16 protein-coding genes and 1 pseudogene are annotated in these 15,427 nt (G+C 49.6%); 5 read left to right on the top strand and 12 right to left on the bottom strand.

All coding sequences use genetic code 11. The features are described 5' to 3' along the window. Nucleotides 1-22 precede the first annotated feature (22 nt). From O3W44_RS06000 to O3W44_RS05990, 3 genes and pseudogenes are all read left to right on the top strand, one after another. Nucleotides 23-1,559: pseudogene (locus O3W44_RS06000) on the top strand (glucan biosynthesis protein G). Next, complete coding sequence (mdoH, locus tag O3W44_RS05995; protein ID WP_269292365.1) at nucleotides 1,552-4,104, top strand: glucans biosynthesis glucosyltransferase MdoH; 2,553 nt, start codon at nucleotides 1,552-1,554, stop codon at nucleotides 4,102-4,104. The pseudogene O3W44_RS06000 and the gene mdoH overlap by 8 nt, the downstream one beginning before the upstream one ends. Before the next feature lie 186 nt (nucleotides 4,105-4,290). Beyond that, nucleotides 4,291-4,497, top strand: coding sequence for a YceK/YidQ family lipoprotein (locus tag O3W44_RS05990; RefSeq protein WP_442954661.1), 207 nt, complete (start codon nucleotides 4,291-4,293; stop codon nucleotides 4,495-4,497). Here O3W44_RS05990 and O3W44_RS05985 read toward each other — a convergent pair. The 3 genes from O3W44_RS05985 to O3W44_RS05975 form a co-directional block, all read right to left on the bottom strand. Next, nucleotides 4,488-4,889 carry a MysB family protein gene (locus O3W44_RS05985; RefSeq protein WP_269292363.1) on the bottom strand — a complete coding sequence of 134 codons (402 nt, stop codon included), beginning with the start codon at nucleotides 4,887-4,889 and terminating at the stop codon, nucleotides 4,488-4,490. The two genes, O3W44_RS05990 and O3W44_RS05985, sit on opposite strands and share 10 nt — an antisense overlap. A gap of 116 nt (nucleotides 4,890-5,005) precedes the next feature. After that, nucleotides 5,006-5,272: a hypothetical protein gene (locus O3W44_RS05980; protein WP_269292362.1), complete on the bottom strand. Its 267-nt coding sequence runs from the start codon at nucleotides 5,270-5,272 to the stop codon at nucleotides 5,006-5,008. Between the two features lie 566 nt (nucleotides 5,273-5,838). Further along, nucleotides 5,839-6,762, bottom strand: coding sequence for a Kdo(2)-lipid IV(A) acyltransferase (locus O3W44_RS05975; RefSeq protein WP_269292361.1), 924 nt, complete (start codon nucleotides 6,760-6,762; stop codon nucleotides 5,839-5,841). A gap of 263 nt (nucleotides 6,763-7,025) precedes the next feature. Between O3W44_RS05975 and trhO the strand changes: the two genes are divergently transcribed. Next, complete coding sequence (gene trhO / locus O3W44_RS05970) at nucleotides 7,026-8,075, top strand: oxygen-dependent tRNA uridine(34) hydroxylase TrhO (RefSeq protein WP_269292360.1); 1,050 nt, start codon at nucleotides 7,026-7,028, stop codon at nucleotides 8,073-8,075. Between the two features lie 39 nt (nucleotides 8,076-8,114). Here the strand turns inward: trhO and O3W44_RS05965 are convergent, their stop codons facing one another. From O3W44_RS05965 to grxB, 9 genes are all read right to left on the bottom strand, one after another. Next, a complete protein-coding gene (locus tag O3W44_RS05965) occupies nucleotides 8,115-8,687 on the bottom strand; it encodes a YceI family protein (protein WP_269294372.1) in 573 nt (190 codons plus the stop codon). Nucleotides 8,688-8,691: 4 nt separating this feature from the next. After that, nucleotides 8,692-9,267 (bottom strand): cytochrome b, encoded by a 576-nt coding sequence (locus O3W44_RS05960; RefSeq protein WP_269292359.1) that lies wholly within the window; start codon nucleotides 9,265-9,267, stop codon nucleotides 8,692-8,694. A 297-nt stretch (nucleotides 9,268-9,564) separates the two neighbouring features. Further along, nucleotides 9,565-10,683, bottom strand: coding sequence for an N-methyl-L-tryptophan oxidase (gene solA, locus O3W44_RS05955; protein ID WP_269292358.1), 1,119 nt, complete (start codon nucleotides 10,681-10,683; stop codon nucleotides 9,565-9,567). Between the two features lie 96 nt (nucleotides 10,684-10,779). Next, on the bottom strand, nucleotides 10,780-11,034 hold the full coding sequence (gene bssS, locus O3W44_RS05950; protein ID WP_193405483.1) for a biofilm formation regulator BssS: 255 nt from the start codon (nucleotides 11,032-11,034) through the stop codon (nucleotides 10,780-10,782). Nucleotides 11,035-11,300: 266 nt separating this feature from the next. Next, on the bottom strand, nucleotides 11,301-11,570 hold the full coding sequence (locus tag O3W44_RS05945) for a hypothetical protein (RefSeq protein WP_269292357.1): 270 nt from the start codon (nucleotides 11,568-11,570) through the stop codon (nucleotides 11,301-11,303). Between the two features lie 146 nt (nucleotides 11,571-11,716). Next, nucleotides 11,717-11,962, bottom strand: coding sequence for a DNA damage-inducible protein I (gene dinI / locus O3W44_RS05940; RefSeq protein ID WP_269292356.1), 246 nt, complete (start codon nucleotides 11,960-11,962; stop codon nucleotides 11,717-11,719). Between the two features lie 62 nt (nucleotides 11,963-12,024). Then, nucleotides 12,025-13,071 (bottom strand): dihydroorotase, encoded by a 1,047-nt coding sequence (pyrC, locus tag O3W44_RS05935; RefSeq protein ID WP_269292355.1) that lies wholly within the window; start codon nucleotides 13,069-13,071, stop codon nucleotides 12,025-12,027. A gap of 132 nt (nucleotides 13,072-13,203) precedes the next feature. Next, a complete protein-coding gene (locus O3W44_RS05930; protein WP_269292354.1) occupies nucleotides 13,204-13,767 on the bottom strand; it encodes a lipoprotein in 564 nt (187 codons plus the stop codon). 112 nt (nucleotides 13,768-13,879) lie between these two features. Continuing rightward, nucleotides 13,880-14,527, bottom strand: a complete 648-nt coding sequence (gene grxB, locus O3W44_RS05925; RefSeq protein ID WP_269292353.1) for a glutaredoxin 2 — start codon at nucleotides 14,525-14,527, stop codon at nucleotides 13,880-13,882. 299 nt (nucleotides 14,528-14,826) lie between these two features. Between grxB and rimJ the strand changes: the two genes are divergently transcribed. Beyond that, complete coding sequence (gene rimJ, locus O3W44_RS05920; protein WP_269292352.1) at nucleotides 14,827-15,417, top strand: ribosomal protein S5-alanine N-acetyltransferase; 591 nt, start codon at nucleotides 14,827-14,829, stop codon at nucleotides 15,415-15,417. Nucleotides 15,418-15,427: the final 10 nt, after the last annotated feature.

Raw genomic sequence — 15,427 nt, 5'->3', positions numbered from 1 at the left:
TAAAGTAAAAAATAAAGCTGGACTGATGCAGGTGCGTTGGATTGGCGCTGCAGTTCTGCTGGCGTTGTACGCCAATAACAGTTGGGCGTTTAACATTGATGATGTTGCCAAACAAGCTAAAGCGTTGGCTGGGAAAAGTTTCGAAGCGCCTAAAAGTAATTTACCCTCTCAGTTTCGTGAAATGAAATTTGCTGACTATCAGCAGATCCAGTTTAACCACGATAAAGCCTATTGGGGCAAATTGCGCACGCCGTTCAAGCTGGAATTTTATCACCAGGGTATGTACTTCGATACGCCGGTGCAAATAAATGAAGTCACCGCCAGCTCGGTGCGCGAAATCAAATACAGTCCCGATTATTTTAATTTCGGCAATGTAAAACATGATGCCGACGCGGTAAAAAACCTTGGTTTTGCCGGATTTAAAGTACTTTACCCGTTAAACACCAAGGGTAAAGATGATGAAATTACCAGTTTTCTTGGCGCCAGCTATTTCCGTGTGATTGGCGCTGGTCAGGTTTACGGTCTCTCTGCACGTGGCCTGGCGATCGATACCGCTTTGCCGTCAGGTGAAGAGTTCCCACGCTTTAAAGCGTTCTGGATTGAGCGTCCTAAACCACAAGACAAACAGTTAGTTATTTATGCTTTGCTGGATTCACCCCGCGCAACCGGAGCTTATCGCTTTGTGATTCGTCCGGGTAAAGCGTCAACCGTTGACGTCCAGTCAAAAGTCTATCTGCGCGACAAAGTCGGCAAACTGGGTGTAGCGCCGCTGACCAGCATGTTCTTGTTCGGCGCAAATCAGCCGTCGACGGTGAACAACTTCCGCCCATCGCTGCACGATTCGGATGGTCTCTCTATCCATAACGGCAACGGCGAATGGATCTGGCGTCCACTCAACAATCCACGCCATCTGGCGGTAAGCACCTATACCATTGAAAGCCCCCAAGGCTTTGGCCTGCTGCAGCGTAGCCGCGACTTCAGTGCTTATCAGGATCTGGATGATCGTTACGATCTGCGTCCAAGTGGTTGGGTGGAACCGTTAGGCGACTGGGGTAAAGGCCGCGTTGAGCTGGTTGAAATCCCGACTGCCGATGAAACCAACGATAATATTGTTGCCTTCTGGACGCCGGAGAATCTGCCGGATCCGGGCAAAGAGATGAATTTTAAATATCGTCTGCATTTCACCCGTGACGAAAGCCAACTGCACTCTGATGATACCGCATGGGTAAAAAAATACGCTGCGCTCAGCGGGTGACGTCAAGCAATCTAATCTGGTACGTCAGCCGGACGGCTCCATCGCTTTCACCATCGATTTTATCGGGAAAGCGATGAGCGAAATGCCGGAGAACAGCCAGGTTGCTCCACAGGTTAGCGTGGGCAAAAACGCGGACGTTGTAGAACAGAATGTGCGTTATAACCCGGTCACCAAAGGCTGGCGTTTAGTGCTGCGTCTGCGTGTGAAAGACAACAAGCAGCCAACCGAAATGCGTGCCGCGCTGGTTAGCGGCGACAAGACATTGACGGAAACCTGGAGCTATCAGTTACCTGCCAATGAATAAAACGACTTTTACACCTCAAAATTACGTGGAATCCCTGCCGCTGGATGCGGCAGGAAAAGCACGGTTAAGCGCCTCGCTGCAAAATGCCGGGGCGTTTCACTTCATTCACGAAACACTGGGCCAGGATGTGGCTGCCAGCGATCGTTCTGATGATGCACCGCTTAAATCGGTTTCATCACGCGTGAAAATGGCCTGGCCAGATTCGCTTAATGAGGGTCAACAGCTCGGTAAAGATTACCTTGATCGCACGACGCTGAAGGCGATGCCGAAGGTCAAGCGTTCCCTGATGTTCCCGGAAGCATGGGGAACCAATCCGCTGGTGCGGGCATGGTCGTCACTGCGCGGCAAAAAAACCGTACCGCGTTACGCTAATGCGGAAGAGCAGCGTTCTGAAGAGAAGTGGCGCCACGTCGGTTCAATGCGTCGCTATACCTTGCTGATCCTGACCATTTTCCAGACGGTGGTCGCCACCTGGTACATGAAAACCATTCTGCCGTATCAGGGCTGGACGCTCCTCGATCCGATGGAGATGATTAATCAGAACTGGCAACAGTCCGTGATGCAGATTCTGCCGTATGTGCTGCAAACCGGTATTCTGTTCCTGTTCGCCATCCTGTTCTGCTGGGTTTCTGCCGGTTTCTGGACAGCATTGATGGGGTTCCTGCAACTGCTGATTGGTCGCGATAAGTACAGCATCTCCTACTCAACAGTTGGTGATGAGCCGCTGAATCCTGAGCATCGCACTGCGCTGATCATGCCGATCTGTAACGAAGACGTCGAACGCGTGTTCGCCGGTCTGCGTGCTACCCGGGAATCGGTTGTGCGTACCGGTAATGCAGAGCATTTTGACGTTTACATCCTCAGCGACAGCTACGATGCGGATATTGCAATAGCTGAGCAAAAAGCCTGGATGGAACTGGTGCGTGACGTTGATGGCGCAGGCAAGATTTTCTATCGTCGTCGACGTCGTCGCGTAAAACGTAAAAGCGGCAACATTGATGACTTCTGTCGTCGCTGGGGCAGCAATTACAGCTACATGGTTGTGCTGGACGCTGATAGCGTAATGAGTGGGGAGTGCCTCACCGGGCTGGTGCGCATGATGGATGCGAATCCGAACGCCGGTATCATTCAGTCTTCACCAAAAGCGTCAGGCATGGACACGCTCTACGCGCGTTGCCAGCAGTTTGCTACCCGCGTTTACGGGCCGCTGTTTACTGCAGGGCTTCACTTCTGGCAGCTGGGCGAATCGCACTACTGGGGCCATAACGCCATTATCCGCGTCAAGCCGTTTATTGAGCACTGTGCACTGGCACCGTTACCAGGCGAAGGCTCCTTTGCGGGATCCATTTTGTCGCATGACTTCGTGGAAGCTGCGCTAATGCGCCGGGCAGGGTGGGGCGTCTGGATCGCCTACGATTTGCCGGGCTCTTATGAAGAACTGCCGCCTAACCTGCTTGATGAGCTAAAGCGTGACCGTCGCTGGTGTCACGGAAACCTGATGAACTTCCGCTTGTTCCTGGTTAAAGGCATGCACCCGGTACACCGTGCTGTGTTCCTGACGGGCGTCATGTCTTATCTCTCGGCACCGCTGTGGTTTATGTTCCTTGCGCTCTCTACCGCGTTACAGGTGGTGCATACCTTGATGGAGCCAACCTACTTCCTGCAACCCCGTCAGCTTTTCCCGGTGTGGCCGCAATGGCGTCCTGAACTGGCGATTGCGCTGTTCTCAACCACGCTGGTATTGCTGTTCCTGCCTAAGCTTCTGAGTGTGGTGCTGATTTGGTTCAAGGGCGCGAAACCCTACGGTGGGGCGTTCCGGCTGTTTATCTCTCTGCTGCTGGAAATGCTGTTCTCGGTGCTGTTAGCACCAGTACGCATGCTGTTCCACACCGTGTTTGTGGTGAGCGCATTCCTGGGTTGGGAAGTGGTATGGAATTCACCGCAGCGTGACGACGATGCGACGCCCTGGGGCGAGGCATTTAAACGTCATGGTTCGCAAATGGCATTAGGCCTGGTCTGGGCAATCGGTATGGGCTGGTTGGATCTCAACTTCCTGTGGTGGCTGGCCCCGATTGTGTTCTCACTGATCCTGTCGCCGTTTGTCTCGGTCATGTCGAGTCGCGCAACGCTGGGTATCAAGAGCAAGAATGCAAAACTGTTCCTGATACCAGAAGAGTATGAACCGCCGAAAGAGCTTATGGACACCGATTTGTACCTGAAACTCAATCGGGAGCGTGCGCTGGAAAACGGTTTCATGCATGCGCTCTTCCACCCAGCGTTCAATGCGCTGGCGACCGCGCTGGCAACTTCACGGCACAAGCAGAGCCAGTTGCTGGAACATGCACGCGATCGCCGTGTTGATCAGGCATTGAGTGATGCGCCGGAAAAACTGAGCCGCGAGCAGCGTTTGCAGCTGATCAGTGATCCGGTGGTGCTGGCGCGAGTGCATACCCGTTTATGGGAAAATGGTGAGAAATACCACCAGTGGGTGGAGAGTTATCAAAAACTCACGCTCAATCCTCAGGCGCTGCCACACAGCGCATAACTAAAAAAGCGGCAGAGATGCCGCTTTTTTTATGGCTCTACTTCGAGTTTGTACTGCCATTTAACGTTAACTTTACAGTATTCCGTAGAAATGCAGATGTAACTTAAGGCCACCTGTGGCTAAAATAGCGGCAGTCCATTGTGAGTAGATGTTGTGAATCGTTTTCTTAAACTAACTGTTTTAACCTTGTCGGTGGCGTTGCTAAGCGGGTGCGGCAGCATTATCAGTCGTACCATGCCCGGACAGGGGCATGGCAACCAATTTTATCCTGGCGTTCAGTGGGATGTGCGCGACAGCGCCTGGCGCGTAGTAACTATTATTGATCTGCCGCTGTCGCTGGTGGTCGATACGTTATTACTGCCTGTTGATGCCAGCCACGGTCCTTACGAATAGCCGCGATCTGAATCGCTGTTATCGTCTTCCCACTCTTCTGCCGCAGCTTCGCCTTCTTCGGTGTCCAGCGGCGGTTCTAACTGAAATTCACCGTCATCCCATTCATGTAGCGTATTTTCTGCCAGCCATTCCTGACGTAACTCGATCTCATCAAAGTCACCGTCAAAGATGGCTTGTGCCGCCTCACCGCTACGGATCGGCAAACATTCACCTGGTTCGCCTTCATCCTCAAAAAATTCAGCCTGCCACATAATATCGCCGTCCTGCATGACGTATTTTTGTAGGCCAAACTGGCTAATCGATGCATCAGCTTCGTCGAGCTCGGGATGATTGGCGAGAAACTCTTCACGCGCAGCGTCAATGGCTTCTTCTAACGTACTGAACATGCTCATCGTTTTTCTCCTTGCCTGTTTAACGGGATTCAGAGAAGGATAGACGAAAATCAACAGAGGGAAAGTTGACAGGGCGGCGAGCGGCGGGAAAATGGTCAATTCCCGCCGGGCCAGGCTTAAACTGGTTTTTGTGGAAAATGTAAAACCGGACGCACTGTTTCTTGAATAACGGGAGCTGAATAACGAATACAGCATTTGATACAGGGTTTCACTTTTTTGAAATTAATTCTGGCGATTGAAAGCGCCTGGTTCAGGTTATACAGTGTGCCAATAAATATAATGTCCTCTTTGGCTGGCATACGCTTGCACTCTTTACGATGCAAATAATGATAATTTTCCTGATCGGTACTGATCGTCACGTAATAATAAATGCCTTTATTCATATTATTTTCCTACTAAAGGTTTGCTGTGGGTAATCTTTTTTTATTTTTTTAACGCGCAGTTAAATATTGAACTGACGCGGTTGAAATTACCGATAATAAATTTAATATTCAAATTCCATAAGGTTATAAAAATCATTAAAAATGCTAAAAAAGTAATATAGTGGTCTGGCATTAAGACAATGCCTTGTAAAATAAGTTAATTTTACTGGATTGATAAGCCAGGGCAAAGAGTTAAGCGTTGGGAAATAGGAAAAGACCTGGAAGAAGAAAAATTCAGATCCGTATGTGAGAAATTTAATCAGCTAATTTTCTTATTAATTATCCGCTACAGAACGGCGGTAATGCTTTATTCAGGCTAAAAAAGGTTAATATTATTAATCAAAGATTTAAGGATCAGGGTTTAAATGTAGTAAAAATACAGTATTTGCTGGTTTATAAAAATTTAGAGACTCAAATTAATCATGGCCTGCTGACAACACAGGTGCAAAATCCTTAAAAGAATGGATAAGAAAAATTTCTGATTAGAAAGGTGAAAAGCAGGAAGGGGAAACCCTTCCTGTGTGCGGCTAGTAACGCGGTGCTTCGCCTTCAGGTTTGGTTTTAAAACGGCGGTGCAGCCACATATACTGTTCGGGCGCGATGAGTACGCCTTCCTCGACAACTTTGTTCATGCGGGTTGCCGTATCTACATCACTTTCCAGCGGAAATTGTGCGCTCACGTCTGGCAATATCATTAATTCATAACCGCGACCATTGGGTAAACGGCGAGGTACAAAAGGGATAACCGCTGATTTTCCGGTACGCATTAGCATATGCGTACCCACAGTGGTCGCCGCCTTCTCTACGCCAAAAAATGGCACAAATACGCTGCTGCGTGGGCCATAATCGTGATCCGGCGCATACCAAATGATATCGCCGCCTTTCAGCGCCCGAATCATGCCTTTCAGATCTTTTCGATCCAGCATCCCTTTATTGGAGCGCATACGGCCCCGTACTTGCAGCCAGTCGATGAGTTTGTTGTCATTAGGACGATAAACCCCAATGCCTGGGTTATGAATACCAAACATACGCGCGCCAATTTCAAGCGTCAGAAAGTGCATGCCAATCAGTAACACACCACGTTGCGTGTCGCGCGCCTGCTGAATGTGCTCCAGTCCGGAAGGCTTATGCCATTTATTGATGCGCCAGTCAGGCCAGAACCAGGCCATGCCGGTTTCAATCAGTCCCATGCCGACAGATTCGAAATTATGCTTTACCATCGCTTCGCGCTCATTAACCGGCATTTGCGGGAAGCAGAGTTCCAGATTGCGTCGTGCGATGTTGACGCGCCGCTTCATAAAGCGCATACCAATGCGACCAATACCACAGCCCAGCATATAAAGCAGGGGATAAGGTAACAGCACTAAAATATAAAGAAAAATAATACCCAGCCAGGTTAACCAATAGCGGGGATGAAGAAGTTCACGCGAAAATTGAGGCAAATGGGTCATGTGGAGTGTGGTTATCCTGCGTCGCGCACTTGATAGTGCAGTTATCTCGTTGATTTTCCCTATTGTGCCAGTTTTTGCTTTGTGCGGAAATATTCCCGGTTACTGTAACATTCTGACAATATGATTAAGCCTTGCAGATAAATAGCCTGGCTGCCACAAATATCCTCCCTTTCCATCATTTTCCTCCGCGCTCTTTGCATCCTGCTGATTTCATGTATCATATGCGCGCTAAATTTCTTCTATTGATGACAGGATCGAACACCATGCCAGTGTTACATAACCTTGTTTCCAATAAAGAGCTGAAGGCGCGCATGCTGGCTGAAACCGAGCCGCGCACGACTGTCTCTTTTTATAAATACTTCCAGATTGCCGATCCTAAAGCTTTCCGCGATGCGCTTTACCTGGGTTTAACCGGGCTGAAAGTCTTTGGCCGCGTCTACGTCGCGCATGAAGGTATCAATGCGCAAGTGAGCGTGCCCGCCAGCCAGTACGAAAAGATGAAATCATTTCTCTATGGTTTCGATCCTGCACTGAATAATCTGCGCATGAACGTCGCGCTGGATGACGATGGCAAATCTTTCTGGGTGCTGCGTCTTAAGGTGCGCGATCGTATTGTGGCTGATGGCATTGAGGATGACTCTTTCGACGCCAGTGACGTTGGCACCTACCTTAAAGCGGCAGACGTCAACGCTATGCTGGACGATCCTGAAGCGGTATTCGTCGATATGCGCAACCATTATGAATATGAAGTGGGGCGTTTTGATAATGCAATGGAAGTCCCTGCGGATACCTTCCGCGATCAGCTGCCAATGGCAGTGGATATGCTGAAGGAACACAAAGACAAAAAAATTGTTATGTACTGCACTGGCGGGATCCGCTGTGAAAAAGCCAGCGCCTGGATGCGCCATAACGGTTTTGAAGATGTTTACCATGTGGAAGGCGGCATTATTGAGTATGCGCGCCGCGCGCGTGAGCAGGGTTTGCCCGTGCGTTTTAAGGGCAAGAACTTTGTCTTTGATGAACGTATGGGTGAGCGGATCTCTGATGACGTGTTATCGCATTGCCACCAGTGTGGCACATCGTGCGATACGCATGTGAATTGCGTGAATGACGGCTGTCATTTGCTGTTTATTCAGTGTGCAAGCTGTGCTGAAAAGTACGCGCACTGCTGTAGCCCGCTTTGTCAGGAAGAAGCCAGGCTGTCGCCGGAAGAACAGCGTGCCCGCCGTGCGGGTCGTGAAAACGGTAATAAGATTTTTAACAAATCTCGTGGTTTGTTAAACATGACAATCCCCGCGCCGCTGAAAAAGTAATTCACACCGCCTGAAGTTTGGCTTCAGGCGGTTTTTCGCTTACTGACGTACCCCTTCAACCGAGATCATCAGCTGAACTTTCTGCGACGCTGGCCCCAGATCTTTAGTGATATTAAAATCTTTCAGCGCAATTTCGCCTTCTGCTTCAAAACCTGCGCGGTAACCGCCCCAGGGATCTTTGCCTTCACCTAACAGCTTCGCTTCCAGTGTTACCGGTTTAGTGACGCCATTCAGGGTCAGATCACCGATAATTTCCAGCTCGTCACCCTCTTTCTTCACTGAAGTCGATTTGAATGTCGCTTGTGGATTTTTTCCTACGTTAAGGAAATCTGCGCTGCGCAGATGCTTATCACGTTCTGCATGATTGGTGTCAACGCTGTTGGTATTAATAGTGACGTTAACTTTATCAGCGGAAGGGTTATTTGCATCAAAGCTAAAGCTGCCATCAAAATCCTTGAAGGTGCCGTATAACCAGCTATAGCCCAGGTGCTGAATACGGAACTGAATAAAGGCGTGCTGACCTTCTTTATCAATTTTGTAATCAGCGGCATTCGCCGACAGGGAACCCAACAGTAAGCTGGCTCCGGTTATCGCGAGAAGCGTTTTTTTCAGCATATTAATTATCCTTTTCAGAGGGTAAAGGGATGCGCATACCTAACATCCGTTTTAGCGTGACATCGCGATCGATATAATGATGTTTCAGGGCGGCCAGACCATGTAGCACAGAAATAATCACCACACCCCAGGCCAGCCAGAGATGAATATCGCCAGCCAGATCGGCTTGCTCGCCCGCGCCACTCAGCAAGGCGGGCAATTCAAACCAGCCAAAAACGGAAATCGGTTTGCCATCTGCGGTTGAAATCAGGTAGCCACTAATCAGAATGGCCAGCAAAAGACTGTAGAGTAACCAGTGAGCGATCACGGCACTGCTACGCACCAGCATCGAATAGCTACTGAGAGGAGAAGGCGGAGGCGATACCACACGCCAGACTAAACGGATGATTAACACCAGCATCAGGATAACACCGATGCTTTTATGAATTTCAGGCGCATCGTGATACCAGCTGTCGTAATAACCGAGGCCCACCATCCATAAACCCAGCGCAAACATAGCATATATCACCAGCGCCATGGCCCAGTGTAGGGTAATGCTAATCAATCCGAAATGATGACGAGAATTACGCAACAGCATAGTGATCTATTCAGTAGTAACAAGTGGAAATAATCATCCACAGAATGAAACGAAAAAGCAATCAGGCTTACCTTTCTATAATATTATTTTTACAGGGCGAATTTTATGAATTAAAGCCGCTTTATTTCCGCAGTTTTATTGACGGAGTTATTTTTATTTATTCTTTAATGAAAATGACAAGGGGTTAGCTTTAACGTTTTGCGGCATTAAAGAAATACCGAAAGTCTGTTTAAGTCAGTTTATGTAAATCAGCGTAAATTAGCGTAAATCAGCGGCGCCTGTGCGCCGCCCAATTTGTCAGGAAGAGAAGCGGGATAAAGAAAAAGGCGAGAGATCAAACGAAAAGGGTTTATTTTGGGCAAACTCTGTTGCCAGTTCACCTAATACGCTGGCAAATTTAAAACCATGGCCGCTTAAGCCCGTCATCACCAGGCGATTAGGGTCGTCGGGTAATGTATCAATGATGAAATCTTCATCTGGGCTGAAATCGTAACTGCAGGCTTCACCGTGCAGGCAAACGCCAACGCCCGGTAAGAATTGACGCAGAAAAGCAAAAGCTTCGTTACCGTCTGCGGCCACTGAGCCGAAGGGCTTGCGATCTTCTGGCTGCGCCATGACCTGACCGCCATCATGGCGACCTACCTTCAGGGCATTGTTAGTAGCGGGAAAACCGTAAAACTGGCTACCGTTTTCCATCTCAACGGTAAAACCCGGGAACTGATTGTTTTCGCTGTAGCGGCCATCCGCCTGATACCAGGCGAAAACTTTGCGCGTCGGCGTAACAGGCAGATTAGGGACCAGTTTACTTACCCAGGTTCCGGCGCTAATTAACAGCTTGCGGGCGTGAAAGACGCCATCAAGTGTCGTAACCTGTTGTAAATCTCCGTCTCGTCCAATCTCACTGACCGGGCAATTGAACAGTTGCGCACAGCCCGCCTTCTCGGCTAACTGAATGTAGCTGCGCACCGCTTGTTCACTTTTCAGATAACCTGATTGCGGCTCGAAAACGCCAAGGTAACCATCGGGAACACTGAGCTGTGGCCAGCGTTTACGCACCTCGTCAGCTTGCATCACCTGAACATTAAGTTGCCAGGTGTTGGCGCTTTCAATCACGTTATTAATGAAGTCTGACTGTACCGGTGCCAGATTGAGCACGCCGCTGCGGTGCATTATCTGTTCACCTGCCTGCTGTTCCAGTTCGTCCCAAAGCGTTTGCGCACGCAGTACCAGCGGAACATACCGTTCGCCTTCACCGTAGGCATGCCGAATCAGACGGCTTTCACCGTGATGTGTCCCCTGGTTATGCGGAGGATGGTTGCTGTCGATCATCAATACTGACAGGCCTGCCTGAGTTGCATAAAAACCCGCTGCCGAGCCGATGGAACCACTGCCTACCACAATAAGATCATAAATCATTGGAACGAAACTCCTGAAAGGGTCACACAATCAAAAGCATACCAGAAACAGAGACGAAAAAGGCACCCTGAAGGGTGCCTCTTGATGTGGCAGGAATTAGTGTTTCTTGAGAAGTCGTTCTACCTGCTCGGCAGATTCTATCTTAGCGATACCCGCTTCAAGTATAGAGATAAACTGCCTTGCCACATCCGTTGTCAGCCAGTAAGTGGGGCCGACGTCCGCCTCTTCTTCTTTTTGCTCCTGCGACGAAAGCGAGTGCAGGCGAATCATCATGGCGTCATAGCTGTCAACGGTACTGATGTCCCAACCCACCAGTGAATGGGTCTGAATCACATCTTTATTTCTGTCCATTATAACCTCCTTATTACTCGTTAAACGAAGTGCTTGATGAGGTTCAATGCGGCTTTTTTATTCCAGTAGCGGAACAATTATAACATTAAAATAACCTTGTACTGTTTAAAAAATGCGTTGAACAGCGTCCGGATAGAATAATTACGCTTAAAACAGGCGGATAAAAAAATAAAATGCCTGACGAAACAGGCATTTTAACCAGCAGTTTGGCAAGATAAAACGGTTATAGCGCGACGCCTGAACGATACCGTCGCGTTGTGCTGCGATTACGCCAAAGAGTCTGGCGCTGCACCACCTGCGCGCTTCTGCAGCGACTCTGCCAGTCGGGCAAAATGCAGTTGCAGTTGCTCATCATGATTTTGATTTTGCGCTTCCAGCGACAAATTATGCACAAGTAACTGACTGGCACGATCGTCGAGACAGAAAATCAAACTGGAGAACGCGTTTTCCAGCACCGTCAATCGACGCTGCTGTTCACCAATTAACGCTAATAACTCGCCAAAGGTCATCGCTTCTTCAGGTTTATCAGTAGTCATGTTGTCGCACCTCCTGTTTAGCATGACGAGCGCAAGAATAGGGGATTGATCAATCAGAGTCTAGATGCAGGAAAGGGTTATAGCGAGAAGGGCAAAAATTAAAAAAGCCGGGCGGCGAAACCCGGCAAAAAACAGCACAGTGGCGGTTAATCGGTTATGAACCAGTCATCAGCACTTTCCCAGGTTTGTTGCAGGATGTCGCTGATTTGGTCGCGTGCCTCTTTACTGCCACCCAGCACGCTTAGCTGATTGGCAGTGGCATAACGTACCTTGACATGATGAGTAGTATCGGGGAATTGTTCATCAATGCGGCGAGCAAGCTCCTGACTCAGGGCTTCCATCGCGCCCGCAGGAAGAGGTTGGGTCCTGGCAACGGTAATTTCAACACGCATAAAAACCTCCAGATAAGATACTGTACATATATACAGTAACAAAGATCTGGAGGCAAGCAATATTACGCTTTGATGCGCCAGTTCAGCGTTTCACCGGCGAGGAAAGGCACCAGCTTGTGCGCGCCCATTTCAATGCTCTCTTCCACGGTCCAGGGTTCACGCACCAGCGTAATGGTTCCTTCATTGAGCGGAAGGTTGTAGAAGCGAGGGCCATTTTCAGAGCAGAAGGCTTCAAAGTGCTGAAGGGCATTAAGTTCCTCAAACACAGTGGCATAAGCAGGCAGCGAGGTGGGGGCATTGAACACACCGGCACAACCGCAACTGGCTTCTTTGAGGTGGCGAAGATGCGGCGCGGTATCGGTGCCAAGGAAGAAACGTGGATTACCGCTCGCCACCACTTTACGCAGCGCCTCCTGATGCACATTGCGTTTCAGAATAGGCAGACAATAGAGGTGCGGACGGATGCCGCCGACCAGCATATGGTTACGGTTAAACATCAGATGCTGAGGGGTGATGGTTGCTCCAAGTTTTTCATTCGCGGCTTCAACGTACTCAGCTGCCTCTTTGGTGGTGATGTGTTCCATGACCACCCTGAGATCGGGAAACTGCTTGCGCAAGGGTTCCATCACCGTTTCGATAAAGCGCGCCTCACGATCGAAAATATCGATATGGGCGTCTGTGACCTCACCATGAATCAACAGCGGCATGCCGAGTGTCTGCATGCGTTCCAGCACGCGGGCAATAGACGCGATATTGGTTACGCCGTGGCTGGAATTGGTGGTGGCGTGCGCCGGATAAAGTTTAGCGGCGGTGAACAGGCCAGCAGTAAAACCACGTTCGATCTCATCAGGGTCGAGTGAATCGGTCAAATAGCAGGTCATCAGAGGGGTAAACTGATGCTCTGGCGGCAAGGCTGCCAGAATACGATCGCGATAGGCTTCGCCTGCTGCCACGCTGGTGACCGGTGGCACCAGATTTGGCATCACGATGGCACGTCCATTTACCGCGCTGGTATAAGGCAGGACCGTTTTAAGCATCTCGTCATCACGTAGATGGATATGCCAGTCATCTGGGCGGCGGATGGTGAGTTGCTGAGGTTGTGCAGTCATCAATGAGGCTCCGGCAGAAAGGAAACAAAAGGCATGTTTAGGCCGGGGTCTAAGCATAAGGATTCAGGCAACCGTTTGCACCTGGTTTTTATCGTACAGGAAAGAAAACCGCGCCAGTGGGCGCGGCAGAGCTTATTGCGTGAAGGGAATCACTAGCTCACCCGGCTTGACTTCCAGCCCTTTGGCAAACTTTTTCGCCAGCGACTCAGCTTCACTCCGGTCTTCGCTCAGGACATAAGCGGGTTTTTGATTGAAATAGCTTTTCAGCGACTGATTCAGATAGGGCGTCAGGGTTTTCATAATGGACGCCATTTTTTCCGGCTGCACCTGCGCATCAATGATTTCCAGATCGCGCAAATAAATGGCTCCCTGCTGCTGATCAAACACCGGCTGCGCGCGCATTTTCAACTGCATATCTGCCTGCTGCGGCCCAAACAGTGAGGAGACATTGATATCAGCCTTACCCGATAAGGTGACGGTGCCTGGCGTGTCGCGCCCGATTTGACTGGTGAGGTTGCTCAACACGATGTGCGCATTCACCAGGCCAGCAACGCCAATATCTTTTTCATAATTATTGCGCTTTTGCAGCGCCTGGTTCACTTCTTGCTCGCTGATGGTGTACTGCGTCAGTTTGTTACAGCCGCTAAGCGTCACGGCTAACAGCAGGGTAGTGAGCGCCAGAAAAGCCTTTTTCATTTTTTCTCCCGAAGTGACAGTGCAATAAAGCGAGACATAGCCTGCCTGAATGTCGAGCGGGTGTCACCAGGAAGGGATGAGAAACGCGGTCACGTTTCTCATCGGGACGGGATTATTGTGCGATGGAAGAGAGCAAATTAACCTGAGTCTGTTTTGCCATATTGTCACGATAATCCGCTACGCGGGTGGGCCATTCGATTCCATTGACCAGCGTAAGTGAACGTAACAGCGGGAACAGATTAAAATCATCCTCCGACAGTTCACCGTTTACCGCATTGGGCTTAACGATCAGCTTATCTAGCTGACGTAAATCTTCGCTGACATTTTTAATAAAGCCAGGCGCATGCTGCATCAGCTCTTCGAAGTTACCGATACTGGCCTGTTTTTTAGTGCGGAAATAGTGACGCGCTTCGGGTGTGGCAAACTCGGCAAACGGCGCTTCAGCAATGCGTGGCAGCAGTAATTTGTTCACATAACCGTTGATATGGCGAAGCCAGTCGTTAATGGCTGAATTCGTTTTTCCCACGATTAACGGCTCGCCATCTTGCTGATCAACGAAGCGCACAATATCCATACTTTCAGGCATCGCGCTGCCATCCTGCTTTTGCAGAATCGGTGCTGTTTTTTGACCAACAAGTTTGTTGGGCGTCGCTTCGTCATCGTTTTGCATGACCACCAGCTCAATAGGCAGATTTTTCAGGCCGAAAATCATGCGTGCTTTGACACAGAAAGGGCAATGTTCATAAATGTACAGCTTCATCCCGATCTCCTTAGTTTAACAACATGAAAATGACGCATGCTGTTCGCGGACGTGCAAAAAGTATGGAAGAGAACAGGAAACAGAGCAAACCAGCGGCAGTAAAACCCGGGCAGTATCACAGGGTATAAACGGGCCTTATTAATAAATTTTTAATGGAGCGAAGCCGTATTTATATCGATAAATCAATCTGTTTTATTCAGAAGGTTGTGTAACGTTTTACCGCAGCCCAGGCGACGGTTATAGTGAGGTGGCGCATAAAAGGCGCACCCTTTTCTCAGCCATCTATTTCAGGAGTCATAATGTTTGGCTATCGTTCTGCCGCGCCCAAGGTGCGATTGACCACCGATCGGCTGGTGGTCCGTCTTGTACACGAACGTGATGCGTGGCGGTTGGCGGATTATTACGCGGAAAACCGCGCTTTTCTTAAGCCGTGGGAACCGGTGCGTGATGAAAGCCACTGTTACCCTTCCGGCTGGCAAGCGCGCCTGGGCCTGATTACCGATATGCATAAGCAAGGCTCGGCTTTCTATTTTATTTTGATGGATGCTAATGAAACAGAAGTGCGTGGCGTGGCTAACTTCAGCAATGTGCTGCGCGGCTCGTTTCACGCCTGTTACCTGGGCTATTCGCTGGGCGAAAAATGGCAGGGTCAGGGGCTAATGTTTGAAGCGTTGCAGTCAGCGATTCGCTATATGCAGCGTCAGCAACATATCCACCGCATTATGGCCAACTACATGCCGCATAATCAGCGCAGCGGCGATCTGCTGGCGCGCCTCGGCTTCGAAAAAGAGGGCTATGCAAAAGATTATTTGTTGATTGACGGCGAGTGGCGCGATCACGTGCTCACCGCATTAACCAGCAAGGAATGGACGCCAGACCGGCGAGGATAAGAATGAGGAA

The organism is Pantoea sp. LMR881 (assembly GCF_027157825.1).
GTDB lineage: Bacteria > Pseudomonadota > Gammaproteobacteria > Enterobacterales > Enterobacteriaceae > Pantoea > Pantoea haifensis.
This window is presented reverse-complemented; position numbering and strand designations above follow the sequence as displayed.